The sequence below is a fragment of the Micromonospora sp. MW-13 genome (genome assembly GCF_003434305.1).
Classification (GTDB): domain Bacteria; phylum Actinomycetota; class Actinomycetes; order Mycobacteriales; family Micromonosporaceae; genus Micromonospora.
In genome coordinates, this window is sequence record NZ_QKKX01000054.1 from 1 (window position 1) to 17,170 (window position 17,170).

The 17,170-nt window shown below is 74.1% G+C and carries 14 protein-coding genes; 9 read left to right on the plus strand and 5 right to left on the minus strand.

Annotated features, from left to right (window positions below):
* Positions 1 to 108: 108 nt before the first annotated feature.
* From C5N14_RS23570 to C5N14_RS23580, 3 genes are all read right to left on the minus strand, one after another.
* On the minus strand, positions 109 to 1,302 hold the full coding sequence (locus C5N14_RS23570) for a helix-turn-helix transcriptional regulator (protein WP_117670742.1): 1,194 nt from the start codon (positions 1,300 to 1,302) through the stop codon (positions 109 to 111).
* Between the two features lie 328 nt (positions 1,303 to 1,630).
* On the minus strand, positions 1,631 to 2,587 hold the full coding sequence (locus tag C5N14_RS23575) for a hypothetical protein (RefSeq protein WP_117670744.1): 957 nt from the start codon (positions 2,585 to 2,587) through the stop codon (positions 1,631 to 1,633).
* A gap of 11 nt (positions 2,588 to 2,598) precedes the next feature.
* Complete coding sequence (locus C5N14_RS23580) at positions 2,599 to 3,282, minus strand: hypothetical protein (RefSeq protein ID WP_117670746.1); 684 nt, start codon at positions 3,280 to 3,282, stop codon at positions 2,599 to 2,601.
* Between the two features lie 339 nt (positions 3,283 to 3,621).
* Between C5N14_RS23580 and C5N14_RS23585 the strand changes: the two genes are divergently transcribed.
* The 8 genes from C5N14_RS23585 to C5N14_RS23620 all read left to right on the plus strand — a co-directional run bounded on the left by C5N14_RS23585 (position 3,622) and on the right by C5N14_RS23620 (position 13,916).
* The gene (locus C5N14_RS23585; RefSeq protein WP_117670748.1) at positions 3,622 to 5,112 is read left to right on the plus strand and encodes a catalase; all 1,491 of its coding nucleotides are present in this window, start codon (positions 3,622 to 3,624) and stop codon (positions 5,110 to 5,112) included.
* 239 nt (positions 5,113 to 5,351) lie between these two features.
* A complete protein-coding gene (locus C5N14_RS23590) occupies positions 5,352 to 7,691 on the plus strand; it encodes a nitrate- and nitrite sensing domain-containing protein (protein ID WP_117670750.1) in 2,340 nt (779 codons plus the stop codon).
* On the plus strand, positions 7,691 to 8,113 hold the full coding sequence (locus C5N14_RS23595) for a roadblock/LC7 domain-containing protein (RefSeq protein ID WP_117670752.1): 423 nt from the start codon (positions 7,691 to 7,693) through the stop codon (positions 8,111 to 8,113). The genes C5N14_RS23590 and C5N14_RS23595 overlap by 1 nt, the downstream gene beginning before the upstream one ends.
* The gene (locus C5N14_RS23600; RefSeq protein ID WP_117670754.1) at positions 8,103 to 8,489 is read left to right on the plus strand and encodes a DUF742 domain-containing protein; all 387 of its coding nucleotides are present in this window, start codon (positions 8,103 to 8,105) and stop codon (positions 8,487 to 8,489) included. The genes C5N14_RS23595 and C5N14_RS23600 overlap by 11 nt, the downstream gene beginning before the upstream one ends.
* Complete coding sequence (locus C5N14_RS23605) at positions 8,470 to 9,072, plus strand: ATP/GTP-binding protein (RefSeq protein WP_117670756.1); 603 nt, start codon at positions 8,470 to 8,472, stop codon at positions 9,070 to 9,072. Before C5N14_RS23600 ends, C5N14_RS23605 begins: the two co-directional genes overlap by 20 nt.
* Before the next feature lie 168 nt (positions 9,073 to 9,240).
* The gene (locus tag C5N14_RS23610) at positions 9,241 to 10,278 is read left to right on the plus strand and encodes a lactonase family protein (RefSeq protein WP_117670758.1); all 1,038 of its coding nucleotides are present in this window, start codon (positions 9,241 to 9,243) and stop codon (positions 10,276 to 10,278) included.
* A 188-nt stretch (positions 10,279 to 10,466) separates the two neighbouring features.
* Positions 10,467 to 12,212 (plus strand): substrate-binding domain-containing protein, encoded by a 1,746-nt coding sequence (locus C5N14_RS23615; RefSeq protein ID WP_117670966.1) that lies wholly within the window; start codon positions 10,467 to 10,469, stop codon positions 12,210 to 12,212.
* A 219-nt stretch (positions 12,213 to 12,431) separates the two neighbouring features.
* Positions 12,432 to 13,916: a sugar transferase gene (locus C5N14_RS23620; RefSeq protein ID WP_117670760.1), complete on the plus strand. Its 1,485-nt coding sequence runs from the start codon at positions 12,432 to 12,434 to the stop codon at positions 13,914 to 13,916.
* A gap of 75 nt (positions 13,917 to 13,991) precedes the next feature.
* Here C5N14_RS23620 and C5N14_RS23625 read toward each other — a convergent pair whose 3' ends face one another.
* Positions 13,992 to 15,122 (minus strand): PP2C family protein-serine/threonine phosphatase, encoded by a 1,131-nt coding sequence (locus tag C5N14_RS23625; RefSeq protein ID WP_117670762.1) that lies wholly within the window; start codon positions 15,120 to 15,122, stop codon positions 13,992 to 13,994.
* A gap of 99 nt (positions 15,123 to 15,221) precedes the next feature.
* Between C5N14_RS23625 and C5N14_RS23630 the strand changes: the two genes are divergently transcribed.
* Positions 15,222 to 15,854 carry a MarR family winged helix-turn-helix transcriptional regulator gene (locus tag C5N14_RS23630; protein WP_117670763.1) on the plus strand — a complete coding sequence of 211 codons (633 nt, stop codon included), beginning with the start codon at positions 15,222 to 15,224 and terminating at the stop codon, positions 15,852 to 15,854.
* A gap of 42 nt (positions 15,855 to 15,896) precedes the next feature.
* Here C5N14_RS23630 and C5N14_RS23635 read toward each other — a convergent pair whose 3' ends face one another.
* Complete coding sequence (locus tag C5N14_RS23635) at positions 15,897 to 17,135, minus strand: ROK family transcriptional regulator (RefSeq protein WP_243639977.1); 1,239 nt, start codon at positions 17,133 to 17,135, stop codon at positions 15,897 to 15,899.
* Positions 17,136 to 17,170: the final 35 nt, after the last annotated feature.

Consider the following 17,170-nt stretch of genomic DNA (forward strand, 5'->3'; position numbering starts at 1 on the left):
TTCGTGGCAGAACCGGTACTGACAGCTACCTGCCGATCACGCCCGTAACCGCACGTTACGAGCGTTGAGCAGGCATGACGGTGATGGTTTGTACCTCTGCGACTACTATCAGTTGATACCCATTGCGAGCGCCAGCTCTCGGGCGTCCTCACCGGTCGTACCGCGCCGGCCCGCCAGTTCCAGCGTGGCTGCTCGCGCGAAGGGGTTGTACTGGACGGTGTCCACGCTCTCGCGGAGGCCTCGCCCGAGCAGGTGCACGGCGGCGATCTCCTCGCGACGCGCCAGATGTGCCCGGGCCGCATCGATCAGAGCCGCAGCGCGACGGGTCCGGGATGGCAGCGCCGGGTAGTCGATTGTGGCCGCACGGCGGATGGCCTCGCCCGGCCGGCACAGGTCCGACTCCATCGTTGCTGCGGAAACCGCGCATACGGTCTCTCCGAACATCAACCAGGGATGTACGTAGCCACTGCCGAGTCGCCTGGTGGCCCCCTCGGCGAGGTCCCAAGCCCGCCACGCCTGTCCAGCCCGGCCGGCTTTGCTGTGCCCGAGTGCCACTCCCAGGTGCAGTTGCCCCCAGCGGGCAAGCGGGTCAACGCCAGCGTCGGAGTCGAGGACGGCCAGCGCCTCCATCAGTACCTGCTCCGCCTCCTCGATCATGTTCGACGAGCGGTATACGTGTGCGTAGTACCAAGCGGCAGCGGCGATGGCGCCCGGGTCGTCAGCTTCCTGCGCGGCGGCCATGGCACGGTCGGCTGCCAGCCACACCAACTCGGGGTGCGGCTGGTGGGCAAGGTACAACTGGGCAAGGTGGTAGGCGCGGGCCAACTCGACCAGGGCGTGTCGCCGCTCGACACCCTCCAGTCGCCAGGCGCTACGGCGCGCATCGTTGAGCAGGCCGGGTAGCACCCCGGCAATGGCGGTCCGCTCCGTGGAGGATCCATGCCAGATGCGCCACGCCTGGTCAACCAGGCTGGTCAACGTCTCTACCGGGGTCGGAACGCCGGCCGGGACGGCGGAGCGCTGCATGACAACAGCGATCCGACTGATGTCAGGGTGCCCGGCCTTCGTGACCGAAGCGACCGGAAGAGACTGTTCGCCGGTCAGATCGGCCAGGTCGGAGATACCGAGCACTTCGGCGAGACGAAGCAGCATCGGCAGCCGAGGGACGAGCAGACGGCCCGCTTCCAGTGCCTTCACCCACTCGCCGCTGCGCCCGACGAGTCCGCCGAGGACTGCTCTCGTCTTGCCGGCTCGCTCGCGGTGGGCACGTAGACGTGCGCCAAACGTCTCGGCATCGCTCATGGCGTCGCTCCCCAGGTGGCGGGCTCGGTGGCGGCACCGCCGGCTGTACCGGGTGGGCCACCACTTCGGACGGTACACCGACCGGGTACGTCGCGGTTACGTAGAGCGTTCGCAAAAGACCTTCTGGTACGGCTGCTGTCGGCGTCGCCACCGATCGCACGGTCAACCGGCTCACATCACGCGGCAGGGTGAGTGGCGCATCCCACTCGGCCCGGCAGTCTCCGCAGCCGTCATCGTGATCGAAACCTGGACGGCGGTTCCCGGGATGTGCCGCACGCCCCGGCCGTCAGTGGCCGGGGCGTGCGGATAGCTAGCGTCGGAAGGGCGGTCAGCGGCCGAGCACCCGGTCCAGGAAGTCGCGGTACCGGCGTACCGCGATCCGAAGCTGCTCGGTGTCGTCGCCGGTCTGCTGCCAGTCGCCAAGCTTGTTCTTCTGCTCGGCGAGCGCGGCGGCGAGCGCCTTGATGGCCTCCTCCACCAGCGACTGGGCCTGCCCGGCGGCGGCCTTCGGGTCGTCGACGAAGCGGAGCTGGACGTCGCGCCAGCGGTCCCGGAAGGCCTGGGCGGCGTCCGGCTCGAAGAGGTCGGTGGCGTCCCCGTGCACCGCGCCGCCCGTCGGCCGGGCCGTGGCCGCGCCGAGGGCGGTGTCCGGGGCGGCGGCGTCCGGGTCGGTCATGCCCGGCTCAGGCCGGCCGTACCCGGCAGCGCCGGCGACTACCGCGTCCTCGCGGCTGCGGGCCGCCTCGGCCGCCGCCCAGCGGTCCCGGTCGTGCAGCCGGTCCCCGGCGGTCGGGTCGGCCCGCTCGGCGTCGAACGCGTCGGTGCGCCCCGGCGCGCCGTCGCCCGGTTGGGCGGTGTCCTCGCCACGTGGGTCCCGTTTGTCGGCCGGCCGGCCGCTGGCCATGGCCGAGGCCGCCACCGCGTCGCCCACCGTGGTCGCCCCGAACGCGCTCGGTAGGGGCGCCGGCTCGTGGAACTCGGGCGCCCCGTCGGAGTCGGCGTCCCGCACGTCGTACGGGCGGGTGTCGTCCAGGTCGTCGGCGTCGCGGCGGCGCTCGCCCCGCCGGGCCGTCCCGTGCCCGCCGTCCCGTTCCCCGGCCACCGCCGGGTCGTCGAAGGTGCCCCGGTCGTCCAGCACGTCCTCGGGCAGGTCGACCCGGCCGTCGGCGTCGCGGTCCCGGTGGTGGCCGGCCTCGGTGGGCCGGTCGCCCGGGGGCGGGACCGGCACCGGCGCGGACCGGACGGCCTCCGGGTGGTCGCTGCTGGCCTGCTGCTCCTGGCGCATCGTGGCTCTCCTCAACGGCTCGTGACGTCGTGCGGACGGTCGGCGGGCCCGGCGTCCGGCTGATGGTCGGGCCCGGCGTCCGGCCGATGGTCGGGCCCGGCGTCCGGCCGGTGCTCGGGCGTGGCGTCCGGTCGGCGCTGCTCCGGTGCCCGGACGCCCACCGGGTCCTCGCCGAGCAGGTCGGCGAAGAGTGCCCGGTAGTGGACGACGGCCTGCCGCAGCTCCTCGGTGCCCGCCTCGCCGCGCTCGTTGCGCAGCCGGATCTCGTGCGCGTCCCGGTAGTGCGACAGCGTCCGGGCGTGCTCGACCGACAGGTGGGCCACCTGGTCGGAGAACTCCCCGGACGGGTATCCACGCTCGGCGACGAGCCGGCCGACCAGCTCGTCCGCGTCACTCACCGTCTCGGTGGGGGAGTCGACGAAGCGGATCTGGAGCTCCTCCCACGCGGCGGCGTAGCGGGCCCGGGACTCGGGGGTGAGCGGGGTGAGGGTCAGCTCGGCGTGCCGGCGCTCCCGGTCCCGCAGCTCCCGCTCGGCGGCCGAGCGGCTGTCCCGCTCCGTGACCATCCGGTCGTACTCGGGGCCGAACCGGGACCGCAGCGCGCGGCGGCGGGCGGCCTGCCGGCCGACCACGACCAGCGCCGCGACGACCACCAGCACGACGAGAACTGTGACGACTACCTGCGTGGGCGACATGGCTCCTCCTTCGTACCCCCGGTATTCCCTCAGGCCACTGATCGCCAATCCCGATCCGAGGGAATTTCCTGGGTGGTCCCGGGTACGGGCTGCGGCACGGGCGGTTCCGGCCCCGCTCCGCCCCGGCGTCCGGTTCCCGGCGGCCCGCAATGACCCGGCGCACAGAACCGACCCCGACCCAAAACTTGACTCGTTCCAGAAAACGGGCCAGGGTGGGTGATGCCGGTCGAGTCCGACGTCGAACGCCTCCGGGGCGGCCGGGCTGCGGGTCACGCAGCCCCGCCTCGCGGTGACTCGCGGCGACGCGCTGCCGGCAGCGACAGATTCCGGAGGAGAGCGATGAGCGACCCGCAGGCGAGCAAGCCGACCCTCACCACCCGTCAGGGTCACCCCGTGCACAACAACCAGCAGCAGCGGACGGTCGGCTCGCGCGGCCCGGCGACGCTGGAGAACTACCACTTCCTGGAGAAGATCAGCCACTTCGACCGGGAGCGCATCCCGGAGCGGGTGGTGCACGCCCGCGGCTTCGTCGCGCACGGCGAGTTCGAGGCGTACGGGACGATCGGCGACGAGCCGGCGTCGACCTACACGCGGGCCAAGCTGTTCCAGACCAGGGGAAAGAAGACCCCGGTCTCCATCCGCTTCTCCACCGTCATCGGCGGTCGGGACTCCTCGGAGGCGGCGCGCGACCCGCGCGGCTTCGCGGTGAAGTTCCGCACCGAGGACGGCAACTGGGACCTGGTCGGCAACAACCTGCCGGTCTTCTTCATCCGGGACGCGATCAAGTTCCCGGACGTGATCCACTCGCTGAAGCCGGACCCGGTGACGTTCCGCCAGGAGCCGAACCGGATCTTCGACTTCATGTCGAACACGCCCGAGTCGATGCACATGCTGACCTGGCTGTTCAGCCCCCGGGGCATCCCGGCCAACTACCGCACCCAGGACGGCTTCGGGGTGAACACCTACCGGATGGTCAACGCCGCCGGTGCGGGCGTGCTGGTCAAGTACCACTGGAAGTCGCGGCAGGGCGTCGAGTCGCTGACCGAGGAGCAGGCAGCGGCGATCCAGGCCACCGAGCTGGGCCACGCCTCGAAGGACCTCTACGAGGCGATCGAGCGCGGCGAGTACCCGCAGTGGGAGCTCAACGTCCAGATCATGAGCGACGACGAGCACCCGGAGCTGGACTTCGACCCGCTCGACGACACCAAGACCTGGCCGGAGGACGCCTTCCCGCTGCGCCCGGTCGGGGTGATGACGCTCAACCGCAACGTCACCAACTTCCACAACGAGAACGAGCAGATCGCCTTCGGCACCGGCGTGCTGGTCGACGGCCTGGACTTCTCCGACGACAAGATGCTGATCGGCCGGACATTCTCCTACTCGGACACCCAGCGCTACCGGGTCGGCCCGAACTATCTCCAGCTCCCGGTCAACGCGCCGCGCAAGGACGTCCAGGTCAGCACCAACCAGGACGGTGGCCAGATGTCGTACGGGGTGGACAACCGGGGCGGCAGCCCGCACATCAACTTCGAGCCGTCCTCCGTTGCCGGCCTCCGGGAGGCCGACGAGTCGTACCGGGAGTACCGCCCGTTCGTCTCCGGCCAGCTCATGCGGGCCCCGATCGAGCGGCAGAACAACTACGCCCAGGCCGGCGAGCGGTTCCGTACCATGCCCAGGTGGGAGCGCGACGACCTGGTGCAGAACATGATCACGCTGCTGGGCCAGTGCGAGAAGCACATCCAGGAGAAGATGGTGTGGCACTTCGACCAGTGCGACGAGGAGTACGGCCGCCGGGTCGCCGAGGGTCTCGGCATCTCCGGCGAAGCCTGATCCAACCCGCCTGACCGGCACGCGCGAGCGCCCCGCCCCCGAAACCGGGCGGGGCGCTCGCGCGTCGTCCACAGCGGAGCGTGCCGGGGTGAGCGCGCGGGGCGTCAGGCCCGGTATCGCAACGGCCGGCGATTACGTATCCTGCCCAAGGCGCCCGTGCCGGTGCCCCGGTGCCACGGCGGGCGAAGCCCGCGCCGGCGCCGGCGCCACCCGCTGCCACACCTTCCGGGCGAGGTCTGATGAACACCCGCGACTGGCCGATCCGCTCGAAGTTGACTGCGCTGGTCATCGCGCCGGTGAGCGCGCTGCTGGCGCTCTGGATCTTCGCGACCACCCTCACCTTCGGCCCGGCCCTGGACCTGCTCTCCGCCCGCACCCTCCTGTACGACCTCGGCCGGCCGGGCGAGACGGTCGTCGCCGAGCTGCAACGGGAGCGCCGGCTCAGCGTGGTGCAGCTCGCCGGCGACGGCGCGCTGCCGGCGCTGGCCGAACAGCGGCGGCGCACCGACGTCGCGGTCGCCGAGCTGCGCACCCGGGTCTCCGGCGAACGGCTGCGCGACGCTGCCGACGACCTGCTCGACGCCCGCGTCGACCGGCTGCTCGGCGCGCTGGACGCGCTGCCCGCCGGCCGGGGCTTCATCGACCGCCGCGAGGTCGACCGGACCGGCGCGATCGGGCTCTACAGCGGCATGGTGGGCGCGGCGTTCCAGGCGTTCTCGGCGATGGCCACGCTGCCCGCCGACGACCTCAACCGGCAGGTCCTGGCGCTGACCGCGCTCGGCCGCTCCCGGGAGCTGCTCGGGCAGGCCGACGCGCTGCTCGCCGGGGTGCTGGTCACCGGGCGCTTCGCCGAGGGCGAGCACGCCCAACTCGTGCAGACCATCGGCAACCAGCGGTTCCTGGTCGAGTCGGCGGTGGCCGACCTGCCGGCCGACGACCGGGCCGCGTACCAGCGGCTGGCCGAGAGCGACGACTTCGCCCGGCTGCGGGCCCTCCAGGACACCCTGGTCCGGGCCGATCCCGTCCGGGCGCCCGCCGTGGACGTCCGGGCCTGGCAGGCCAGCCAGGACGCCGTCCAGCGGCGCCTGCGCGACTTCGAGCTGACCCAGGCCGACGGGCTGGCCGAGCGGACGGTCCCGGTGGCGGTCGGCATCCTCGTCCGCCTCGGGGCCGCCGGTGTGCTCGGGCTCGCCGCCGTGGTGGTGTCGGTGGTGGTGTCCCTGCGGGTGGGCCGGTCGCTGGCGCAGCGGCTCTCCGGGGTGCGTACCGCCGCGCTGGAGATGGCCGAGCACCGGCTGCCGGACGTGGTGACCCGGCTGCGCCGCGGCGAGGACGTGGACGTGGCCCGGGAGGCGCCGTCGCTGGAGTACGGCCGCGACGAGATCGGCCAGGTCGGCCACGCCTTCAACGAGGTGGGCCGCACGGCCGTGCGCGCCGCCGTCGACGAGGTCAGCCTGCGCCGGGGGCTCAACGAGGTCTTCCTCAACATCGCCCGGCGCAGCCAGGGCCTGGTGCACCGGCAGCTCGCCCTGCTGGACCGGATGGAGCGCCGCGTCGAGGACCCGGACGAGCTGGCCGAGCTGTTCCGGGTGGACCATCTGGCCACCCGGCTGCGCCGGCACGCCGAGGACCTGGTCATCCTGGCCGGCGCCGCCCCCGGCCGGGGCTGGCGCAACCCGGTTGCGATGGTCGACCTGGTCCGGGGCGCGATCTCCGAGGTCGAGTCGTACGACCGGGTCGACATCGCCGACATGCAGCCCGCCGCCACGGTGGGCCGGGCGGTCGGCGACATCATCCACCTGCTCGCCGAACTCATGGAGAACGCCACCGCGTTCTCCCCGCCGGGCACCCGCGTCGCGGTACGCGGGCAGAGCCTGCCCAACGGGTACGCGCTGGAGATCACCGACCAGGGGCTGGGCATGTCCGCCCCGGCGATGGAGGAGGCCAACGAGCGGCTGTCGACGCCGCCGGAGTTCGACCCGGCCGACAGCGCCCGGCTCGGGCTGTTCGTGGTGGCCCGGCTCGCCGCCCGGCACGGGGTCCGGGTGCAGCTTCGCCGGGCCGCCCAGGGCGGGGTCACCGCCGTGGTGCTGATCCCGCCGGACCTGGTGACCACCGAGCCGCCGCCCGGGCCGTCCGCCACCATGCGGGACGGCTCGGCCGACGACCAGCGGATGGCCAAGGTGACCCGGCTCAGCACCCTGCCCCGGACGCGCTCGCCCCGGATCACCCGGGAGCGGGTGGACGCCCCGACCGCCGTGGTGCCGCTGGTCCCCAGCCGCGCCGTGCCGGCCGACCCGTCCGGCGAGGGCGACGGCCTGCCCCGGCGGGTGCGCCGGCGTGGTCCCGCCGCCCGCCCCCGGCCGACCGCCCAGGACGCCCCGGCCCCGCGCGCCCCGGAGGAGGCCCGCCGGCTGATGTCCGCCCTCCAGTCCGGCACCGCCCGGGGCCGCCGCGACGCCGCCGCCGGCGGCGCTCCCGTACCGCCCCCCACCACCACCGCCGCCGGTAGGCCACCGGATCCGGACGCCCCGGCGGCGCTTCCACAACCCCCGACCGCAACTGAGAGGGACGTCTAGTGGTGCACACGACGAAGTCGAACGTCGATCTCGACTGGTTGCTCGACGAGCTGGTGGAACGGGTACCGGCCGCCCGCCAGGCGGTGGTGCTGTCGGCGGACGGGCTGCTGCTCGGCGCCTCGGCCGACTCCGACCGCAGCGACGCCGAGCACCTCTGCGCCCTGGCCTCCGGCTTCTCCAGCCTCGCCAAGGGCGCCAGCCGGCACCTCGACGCCGGGGGAGTCCGGCAGACCGTGGTGGAGATGGAGTCGGCGTACCTCTTCGTCACCGCCGCCGGTCAGGGCGCGTGCCTGGCGGTGGTCGCCGAGGCCGACGCGGACATCGGCCTGGTGGCGTACGAGATGGCGATGCTGGTGACCCGGGTCGGCGAGAACCTGACCGCGCCGGCCCGGACCGGGTTGGGTACCGCCGATGCGGGCTGAGTCCCCCGGGCCGCAGCACGAGTGGCTGGACGCCGACGCCGGGCCGGTGATCCGCCCGTACACCCTGACCGGGGGCCGGGTCCGGCCGACGGTCGGTCTCGACCTGGTCGCGTTCGTGCTCGCCGACCGGGCCGTCGACCCCGCCGCCCACCCGCGACTGCACCCGGAGCACCGGCGCCTGGTCGAGCTGGCCCGCCGCCCGGTGCCGGTCGCCGAGCTCGCCGCCGAGCTGGACCTCGCGGTCGGCGTGGTCCGGGTGCTGGTCGGCGACCTGCTCGCCCGCGGTCTGGTCTCCGTGCACGGGCCGGCCGGCACCGCGTTCCTACCCGACGACAACATCCTCAAGGCGGTGGTCAGTGGACTCCGTGCGCTATGACCGTGACGGATCCGGGGTGCGGATCCCGCTGGCCCTGAAGATCCTGGTCGCCGGTGGCTTCGGCGCCGGCAAGACGACGCTGGTGAGCGCGTTGAGCGAGGTCCGGCCGTTGCAGACCGAGGAGGTCCTGACCGGGGCCGGGATCGGCGTCGACGACCTCTCCGGCGTGGAGGGGAAGTCGACCACCACGGTGGCGATGGACTTCGGCCGGATCACCATCAACGAGGACCTCCAGGTCTACCTCTTCGGCACGCCCGGTCAGGACCGGTTCTGGTTTCTCTGGGACGAACTGGCCTTCGGGGCCCTCGGCGCGGTGGTGCTCGCCGACACCCGCCGGCTGGCCGACTGCTTCCCGTCGATCGACTACTTCGAGCAGCGGGGCATCCCGTTCGTGGTCGGGGTCAACTGCTTCGACGACGGCCGGCGGTTCGGCCTGGACTCCGTACGCCAGGCCCTGGACCTGGACCCGCAGGTGCCGTTGGTGTTCTGCGACGCCCGGGACCGACAGTCCGGCAAGCTGGTGCTGATCTCCCTGGTCGAGCACGTCGCCCGGCAGCGCGGCGAGCCGGTGCCGGTGGCCTGAGCCGGCCCCGGCCCCACCCGCCCGGGCCCCGGCGCGGTTCGCGGTCCGGCGCGGTCCGGGGCGGTCCGGGGCGATTCGCGGGATTGAGGCGGGAATGAGGGCTGACGCGGTGGGTCGCGGGGAAAGCTCTGGTGGGATCGACACAGGCAGCGGCGGAAGGCGGATCGGGTGACCGGGCAGCAGACGATCGTCCACCTCGGGGGCTACACGGCGGCCAGCGGCGGCCGGGGCGACGGGATCGTCGCCGCCCGGCGGGACCCGGGGACCGGCGCGTTGACCCCGCTCGGCACCGTCGCGGTCACCCCGTCGCCGTCCTTCCTCGTCCGGCATCCGGTCCTGCCGGTGCTCTACGCCGTGAACGAGCTGGCCGAGGGGAAGGTCAGCGCGTTCCGCACCGGCCCGGACGGCGAACTGACCCCGCTGGGCGTGCGGGGCACCGGCGGCGCGGAGCCCTGTCACCTGGCGGTCACCCCCGACGGCGGGCACCTGGTCGTCGCCAACTACGGCGGCGGCAGCGTCGCCGTCCTCCCGCTCGACCCGCAGGGCGTCCCGGGCGAGCGCAGCGACCTGGTGGTGCACTCCGGGCACGGACCGGACCCGCAGCGCCAGGAGAAGGCGCACTGCCACATGGTGTCCCCCGCGCCGGACGCCGGGCCGCTGCTCGCCGTCGACCTCGGCACCGACTCCGTCTACCGGTACGACCTCGACGCCGCCACCGGCCGGCTGGTGCCCCGGGCCCCTCGGGTGCACACGGGGGCGGGCACGGGCCCCCGGCACCTGGCCCGGCACCCCGACGGCCGGCGCTGCTGGCTGGCGGGGGAGCTGGACGGCACGGTGACGGCGTACGAGCTGACCCCGGACGGGGCGTTGCACCAGCGTGGCCGGGTGGACGCCAGCAGCCGCGCCGGCCACGTCCAGCCCTCCGAGATCACGGTGGGCGCGGACGGCCGCTTCCTCTACGTCGGCAACCGGGGCGTCGGCACGGTGTCGGTCTTCGCGCTGGCGGGGGAGCTGCCCGAGCTGGTCGCCGAGGTGGAGACCGGCGGGGAGTGGCCCCGGCACTTCGCGCTGGCCGGCGGGTACCTCTACGTCGCCGACGAGCGCGCCGACATGGTCCGGGTGCTCCGGGTGGACCCGGAGTCGGGGGTGCCGACGCCGGTCGGCGAGCCCGTCCTGGCGCCCAGCCCGACCTGCGTCCTGCCCTGACCGGGCGACCGGCAGGCGCCGCGCTCCGTCCCTGTTCAGGGGCGGTCCGGCGACAGCCGGAAACGGATCGGTGACGCAGTGTCGTGAAGCGGCCGTTGGCTGTGTATGCTGCGTAACTTTCGCCCGAACGGACGTGGCAGTGCCCGCAGCGGGTACGCAAGATGGTGACCGTGTCGGGCCGCCATCGCATGCGTTCAAGTCTCCCCGGAGCAGGTGCTGTCGCCTCGGCGACCGCGCTGGTCGTCGTCGTGGCGGGCGCCTGGTTCGGGTACCGCCAACTGGTGCAGCCGGCATGCTCGGGGCAGATCCAGCTCACCGTGGCGGCGTCCCCCGAGCTGGCGCCCGCGGTGCAGGCCGCGGCGGCCGGGTGGGTGGCCGACGGCGCGGCGGTCGGTGGCACCTGCATCGCGGTCGACGTGTCCGCGGCCGAGTCGGTGGACGTCGCCGCGGCCGTGGCCAGCAAGCACGGCGTGCAGCTCTCCGGGGTGGGCCAGGCCAGCGGCACCGCCGTCACCCCGGACGTGTGGGTGCCGGACTCCTCGACCTGGCTGCTGCGGCTGAAGGCCGCCGGGGCCACCGCGTTCGCCCCGGGCAACGGCCGTTCCATCGCCCGCAGCCCGATCGTGGTGGCGGTGCCCGAGCCGGTGGCCTCCTCCCGGCTCGGCTGGCCGGAGAAGAAGCTGACCTGGTCCGACCTGTTGCGGCAGGTGAGCAGCAGCAAGCCGCTGCGCGCCGGGATCGTGGAGCCGACCCAGGACGCGGCCGGCCTGTCCGGGCTGCTGTCGCTGACCACGGCGGCCAGCGCCGCCGGCGGCGACGCCGCGCAGGAGGCGACCACCGGCGCGCTGCGGGCGCTGGCCACCGGCCGGTCCGCGTTGCGCGAGGACCTGCTCGCCCGGTTCCCGCGCTCCTCCGACCCGACGGCGATCGCCAGCGGCCTCGGCGCCGCGGTGCTGTCGGAGGAGGACGTGATGGCGTACAACGAGCGGAAGCCGCCGATCCCGCTGGCGGCGCTCTACCTCGAACCGTCGCCGATGCCGCTGAACTACCCGTACGCGGTGCTGCCCGGCGTCGAGCCGGCGAAACAGTCCGCCGCCCGGCTCCTGTTCGAGGTGCTCACCACCCCCGGCTTCCGTGACCGGCTGGCCGAGCGGTCGCTGCGTGGGCCGGACGGCAACTGGGGGGAGGGCTTCACGGCGCCGCGGGGCGCGTCGAGTTCGGCCGGCGGCGCGGGCGGCGCACCCGCGCCGGGCGGCAACGGGGCCGGCGGCCTCGACCCGATGGCGGTAGAGCGCGCCGTCTCCAGCTGGTCGATCGCCACCCAGTCCGGCCGGATGCTGTGTGTCATCGACGTCTCCGGTTCGATGAAGCAGCCGGTGCCCAGCGCCAACAACGCCACCCGGGCGCAGGTCACCGTGGCGGCGGCCAGCCGGGGCCTGAACCTGTTCGACGACTCCTGGTCGATCGGGCTGTGGACCTTCTCCACCAGGCTGGTGGGTGCCCGGGACTACCGGGAGCTGGTGCCGATCAACCCGCTGTCGAGCAACCGCGCCCGGCTGGGGCAGGGGCTGGCCACGATCCGGCCCTCGAACGGCGACACCGGCCTGTACGACACGACGCTGGCGGCGTACCAGGCGGTCCAGGACGACTGGGAGCCGGGCCGGGTCAACTCGGTCGTGCTGTTCACCGACGGCAAGAACGAGGACGACGACGGCATCTCCCAGCAGAAGCTGCTCGCCGAGCTGAAGCGGATCGCCGACCCCGAGCGGCCGGTCCAGGTCGTCATCATCGGCATCGGCGCCGACGTCAGCAAGGCCGAGCTGGAGTCGATCACCAAGGTCACCGGTGGGGGGAGCTTCGTCACCGAGGACCCGACCAAGATCGGTGACATCTTCCTCAAGGCGATCGCGCTGCGCCCGAACGCTCCACGCTGAGTCACCGATCAGCGCAGGTCGGACCGCCGCGCCGGTGAAACCCGGTGCGGCGGAACGTATTCCCGGGAATGGGCCGCCGAAGCAAATGACGGCAATACGTCCGAGGCGATCGGTGGCCATGGTTTTCAGGCAAGATGTCGAGGTGCTCCGGCGGCGCCGGTCCCGTGGGAAGGACCGACCGCCGACCGGGGCCGGCCTCAGCAGAATTGGGGAGGGCCGGTGACATCGGCGACGCTGTTGACCCCCACCAGTACGCCGTCGCGTCCTGGTGACGGCCGGGCCAGGCCGGTGGCCCGCGTCGACGAGCGGGCGTACGTCCGCATGCTCGTGGTGCTGGACACCGCCGTGCTGGCCGTCGCCGTGCTGATCGGCTACGTCACCCGCTTCGGCGGCGAGGAGCCGGTGGGCTCGAAGATCCCGTACGTCGTGGTCGCGCCCGCGCTCGTGCTCACCTGGCTGGTCTCGCTCAAGGTGCTGCGCTGCTACGACGACCGGGTGCTGGGCTACGGCGCCGACGAGTACCGCCGGGTGGGCACCGCCAGCCTGCGGCTCGCCGGGGGCACCGCGATCGCGGGCTACATCGCCGACGTCGGCGTCTCCCGGGGCTTCCTGGCCATCTCGTTCGCGGTGGGCATGGTGGGCCTGGAGGTGGCCCGGTTCGCCGCCCGCAAGCGGCTGCACCGGGCCCGGTCCCGGGGCCGGGGCTGGTCGCGCAAGGTCCTGGTGGTCGGCGACACCGCGCACGTGCTGGAGCTGGTGCACCAGCTCCGCCGGGAGCCGTACGCCGGCTACCACGTGGTCGGCGCCTGCATCCCGGACGCGCTGCTGGCGCCGGTGCCGCAGCGGCTCGGCGACGTCCCGGTGGTCGGCTCGTTCCGGGGCATCCCGCAGGCGGTCGCCGCGATCGGCGCCGACACCGTGGCGGTCACCGCCTCCGGCGAGCTGACCGCGACCCGGCTGCGGCGGCTCGGCTGGCAGCTGGAGGGGACCGGGGTGGACCTGGTCGTCGCGCCCGCGCTGACCGACGTGGCGGGCCCCCGCATCCACACCCGGCCGGTCGCCGGCCTGCCCCTGATCCACGTCGAGGCCCCCGAGTTCCGGGGGGCCCGCAAGCTGGTCAAGGGCTTCGTCGACCGGTCCGCCGCCACCGTGGCGGTGGCGCTGCTCCTGCCGCTGCTGGCGGTGATCGCGCTGGCCGTCAAGCTCGACAGCCGGGGACCGGTGCTGTTCCGGCAGACCCGGGTCGGCCAGGGCGGCCGGGAGTTCGGGGTGTTCAAGTTCCGCACCATGGTGGTCAACGCCGACGCCCTGCTCGCCGAGCTGGCCACCCGCAACGAGACCGACGGCCTGATGTTCAAGATGCGCGACGACCCCCGGGTGACCCGGGTCGGCCGGGTGCTGCGCAAGTGGTCGCTGGACGAGCTGCCCCAGTTGGCGAACGTGCTGCTCGGCCAGATGAGCCTGGTCGGCCCGCGCCCGCCGCTGCCCTCCGAGGTGGCCCGCTACGACGGCGACGTGGCCCGGCGGCTGCTGGTCAAGCCCGGCATGACCGGCCTCTGGCAGGTCAGCGGCCGGTCCGACCTGAGCTGGGAGGACGGCATCCGGCTGGACCTCTACTACGTGGAGAACTGGTCGCTGGCCGCCGACCTGACCATCCTGTGGAAGACCTTCGGCGCGGTCATGCGCAGCCGGGGCGCCTACTGACCACTCCGGCGTGGTGCGGCCGGGGCGCCACCGGCCCCGGCGTTGGCAGCCATCCCGCCCCGGCCGTGGCCCCGGTCACGGCTGTGGGCCGGTCCAGTCGAGGCAGACCACCACCGCGTCGTCGACGAGGTCGCCGGCGACGAACGCCCGCAGGTCGCCGAGCAGCGACCGGACCGCGTCCAGCGGCTCCATCGGGCCGGTCCGGCGCAGGAACCGGTCCAGCGCCGTCTCGCCGTACCGGACGTTCTGACCGGTCGCCTCGACCACGCCGTCGCTGAGGACGAAGAGCCGGTCCCCGCGGCGCAGCGTGAACTGCTGCTCCCGGTAGTCGGTCCCGTCGAACATGCCCAGCGGGAACTGTGCCTCCACTGGCTGCTCGACCACCTCGCCGTCGCGCAGCAGCACCAGCCGGGGCGAGCCGGCGTCGACCACCGTCATCGACCCGCTGGCCAGGTCCAGCTCCAGCAGCAACGTCGAGACGTGCTGCTCGCCCCGGTGCAGGGCGTACACCGCCTGGTCGGCCAGCGCCGCCTGGTCGGCCAGGCAGAGCCCGGCCCGCCGGGCGTTGCGCAGGGCGTGGGTGGCCAGCGCGGTCAGCACCGACGCGGTGACCCCCTCACCCATCCCGTTGATCGTCGACAGCCACAGCTGGTGCCCGTCGTCGGACCAGTCGAAGCTGTCACCGCGCACCGCGTACGCCGGTTCGAGCTGCCCGGCCAGGCTGAACGAGGGCCGGATCCGGCTCCGTCCGGGCAACAGCTCCCACTGCATCTCGGCGGCCAGGGTGAGCCGGCGGGTGCGGCGGGCGGCCCGGTACACGTCGGTGCCGTCGTTCACCGCCACCAGTTCGTGGCCGAGGGCGGTGGCGATGCCGAGCAGCTCGTCGAGGGCGGCCCGGTCCTCGGGGACCGGGGTGACCCGAAGCACGCCGCGCCGTTCGCCCCGCATGCTCACCGGGAGGTACCCGGTCCGGCCGGCCAGGGCCGGCTCCTGGTGGTCGAAGCACCGCCAGGCCGGGTGGCCCGGCTCGGTCACCGGCTCACCTTCCGTGAGCGGAAGCAGCGCCGAGAGCCGGTAGTCGACCTGGAGCAGTTCGACGTCCGTGATCCCGTACGACCGTTCAAGGTCCACGGCGAGTCGGTCGACCAGCAGGTCGGCCGGTGCCCCGGTCAGCGTCCGGCGGGCCCGGTCTTCCGCACCGCTCATCGTCTGTCCTCTGTTCGGAGGGGCCGGCGACCAGGGACGCCGGGTAGTCTCGTGCCCACCATGTCCGAAGAACACGGTCCACGCGGACCAGAAGCGAGTATGGCCGCCGCCCTCGACGCGGCTGCCGGCACCCTGCTCACGGTCTTCGAGGCGGCGCGTGAGCGGACCACCAGCCGACTCTCGGGGGCGCAACTGCGCGCGGTGATGGTGGTCGAGCAGCACGACGGGATCAACCTGCGCCGGCTGGCGACGCTGCTCGACATGTTGCTCTCCTCGGCCAGCCGGCTCTGCGACCGGCTGGTGGCCGCAGGCATGCTGGAGCGCGAGCCCGGCCGGTCCGACCGCCGGGAGATCTCCCTGCACCTCACCGCGGAGGCCGAGCGGCTCCTCGCCGAGCTGCGGGCCGACCGCCGGCAGCGGCTGGCCGCGATCCTGGCCGGGATGACCCCCGAGGGGCGGCAGGCGCTGCTCGCCGGCCTGCAGGAGTTCGACGAGGTGGCCCGGCACCGGCATCCGCCGGAGCCGCCGGCTGCGGAGTCGCCCGCCGAGACCCGGTCCGGGGAGCTGACGACGGAGACCGGCCCGGCTGACTGGCCGCAGGGCGAGCCGCGGGCCGGCTGGTCGAGCGGGAACCGGCCCGGCGGCGGTGTGCCGCGCGGCCGGGCGACCGACGCGGCCCCTTGCGGGTGGCCCGGCGACGCCGCCCCGGGCGGCTGGTCGCGCACGGCCTGACCGCGGCAGGGGCCAACGGTCGCCCGTCGGCAGCGGGCGGGGTCAGCCGGTGCGGTTCAGCCACCCGACGGGGTCGGCGACGATCCGCCGGACGACGGAGCCGGCCGCGCCGACCACGGCGGCCTCCGGGCCGAGCGCGGAGGGACGCACGGTCACCGGCGACCAGCCGGCGGTGAGCACCCGCCGGGACACCTCGGCCAGCACCGGTGGCCGCAGCCAGGGCGTGAGCAGGGCGTATCCGCCGCCGAGGACCACGGTGTCCAGGTCCAGCAGGTTCACCACGCCGGCCACCGCGATCCCGAGCGCCTGCCCCGCCTCGGCCAGGGCCGCCCGGGCGGCGGGGTGGTCGGCGGACGCGAGGTCGGCCAGCCGGGCCGCGGCGGTGTCGGCCGGCAGGTTCGTCCGGTCCAGCCCGGCGGCGGCGAGGACGGCCTCCTGACCGGCGTACCGTTCGAGGCAGCCCCGGCCGCCGCACCGGCAGGGCCGGCCCTCCGGCTGGACGGGGATGTGACCGATCTCGCCGCTCCAGCCGCGGACGCCCCGGAAGAGGGCGCCGTCGAGGACGATCCCGGCGCCGATGCCGACCTCGCCGGAGACGTGCAGGAAGCTGACCGGACCGTCGGGGTCGGCGTGCAGCTCGCCCAGCGCGGCCAGGTTGGCCTCGTTCTCCACCACCAGTGGCGGAATGCCGGGGACCGGATCGACCAGCGGCGGGTGGCCGGAGAGCAGCTCGGGGACGGGCACGTCCCGCCAACCGAGGTTCGGGGCGAGCCGGACCAGGCCGGCCGCGTCGACCAGCCCGGGCACCGCGAGGGCGGCCCCGGCCAGGGTGAGCCCCTGCCGCTCGGCGTCGACCCGGGCGACGGCGGCCAGCTCGGCGAGCCGGGCCAGCGCGTCGGCGGGGGAGACGGGGCGCAGGTCGGCCCGGCGCACGGTGTGGTGCCGGACCTCGCCGGCCAGGTCGACCACGCAGGCGGCCAGGTAGTCGACGTTGATCTCCAGGCCCAGCCCGGCCGGGCCGTTGCCGGCCAGTACCAGGCCCCGGGCCGGGCGCCCGGCGCCGGTGCGGGGGGCCGGCTCCGACTCGCCCACCAGCCGGCCGGCGACGAGGTCGTCGACCACGGCCGAGACGGTGGCCCGGGTCAGGCCGGTCACGGCGGCCACGTCGGCCCGCGACGGTGGGCGGGGCGCGGCGGCGATCCGGCCGAGCACCACGGCGAGGTTCAACTCGCGCAGGCTGCCCTGGCGGACCGCCCCGGCAGGAGCGGCGGGACGGGTCACCCCTTGACACTGCCACACGCCCGCCAAATAATTCA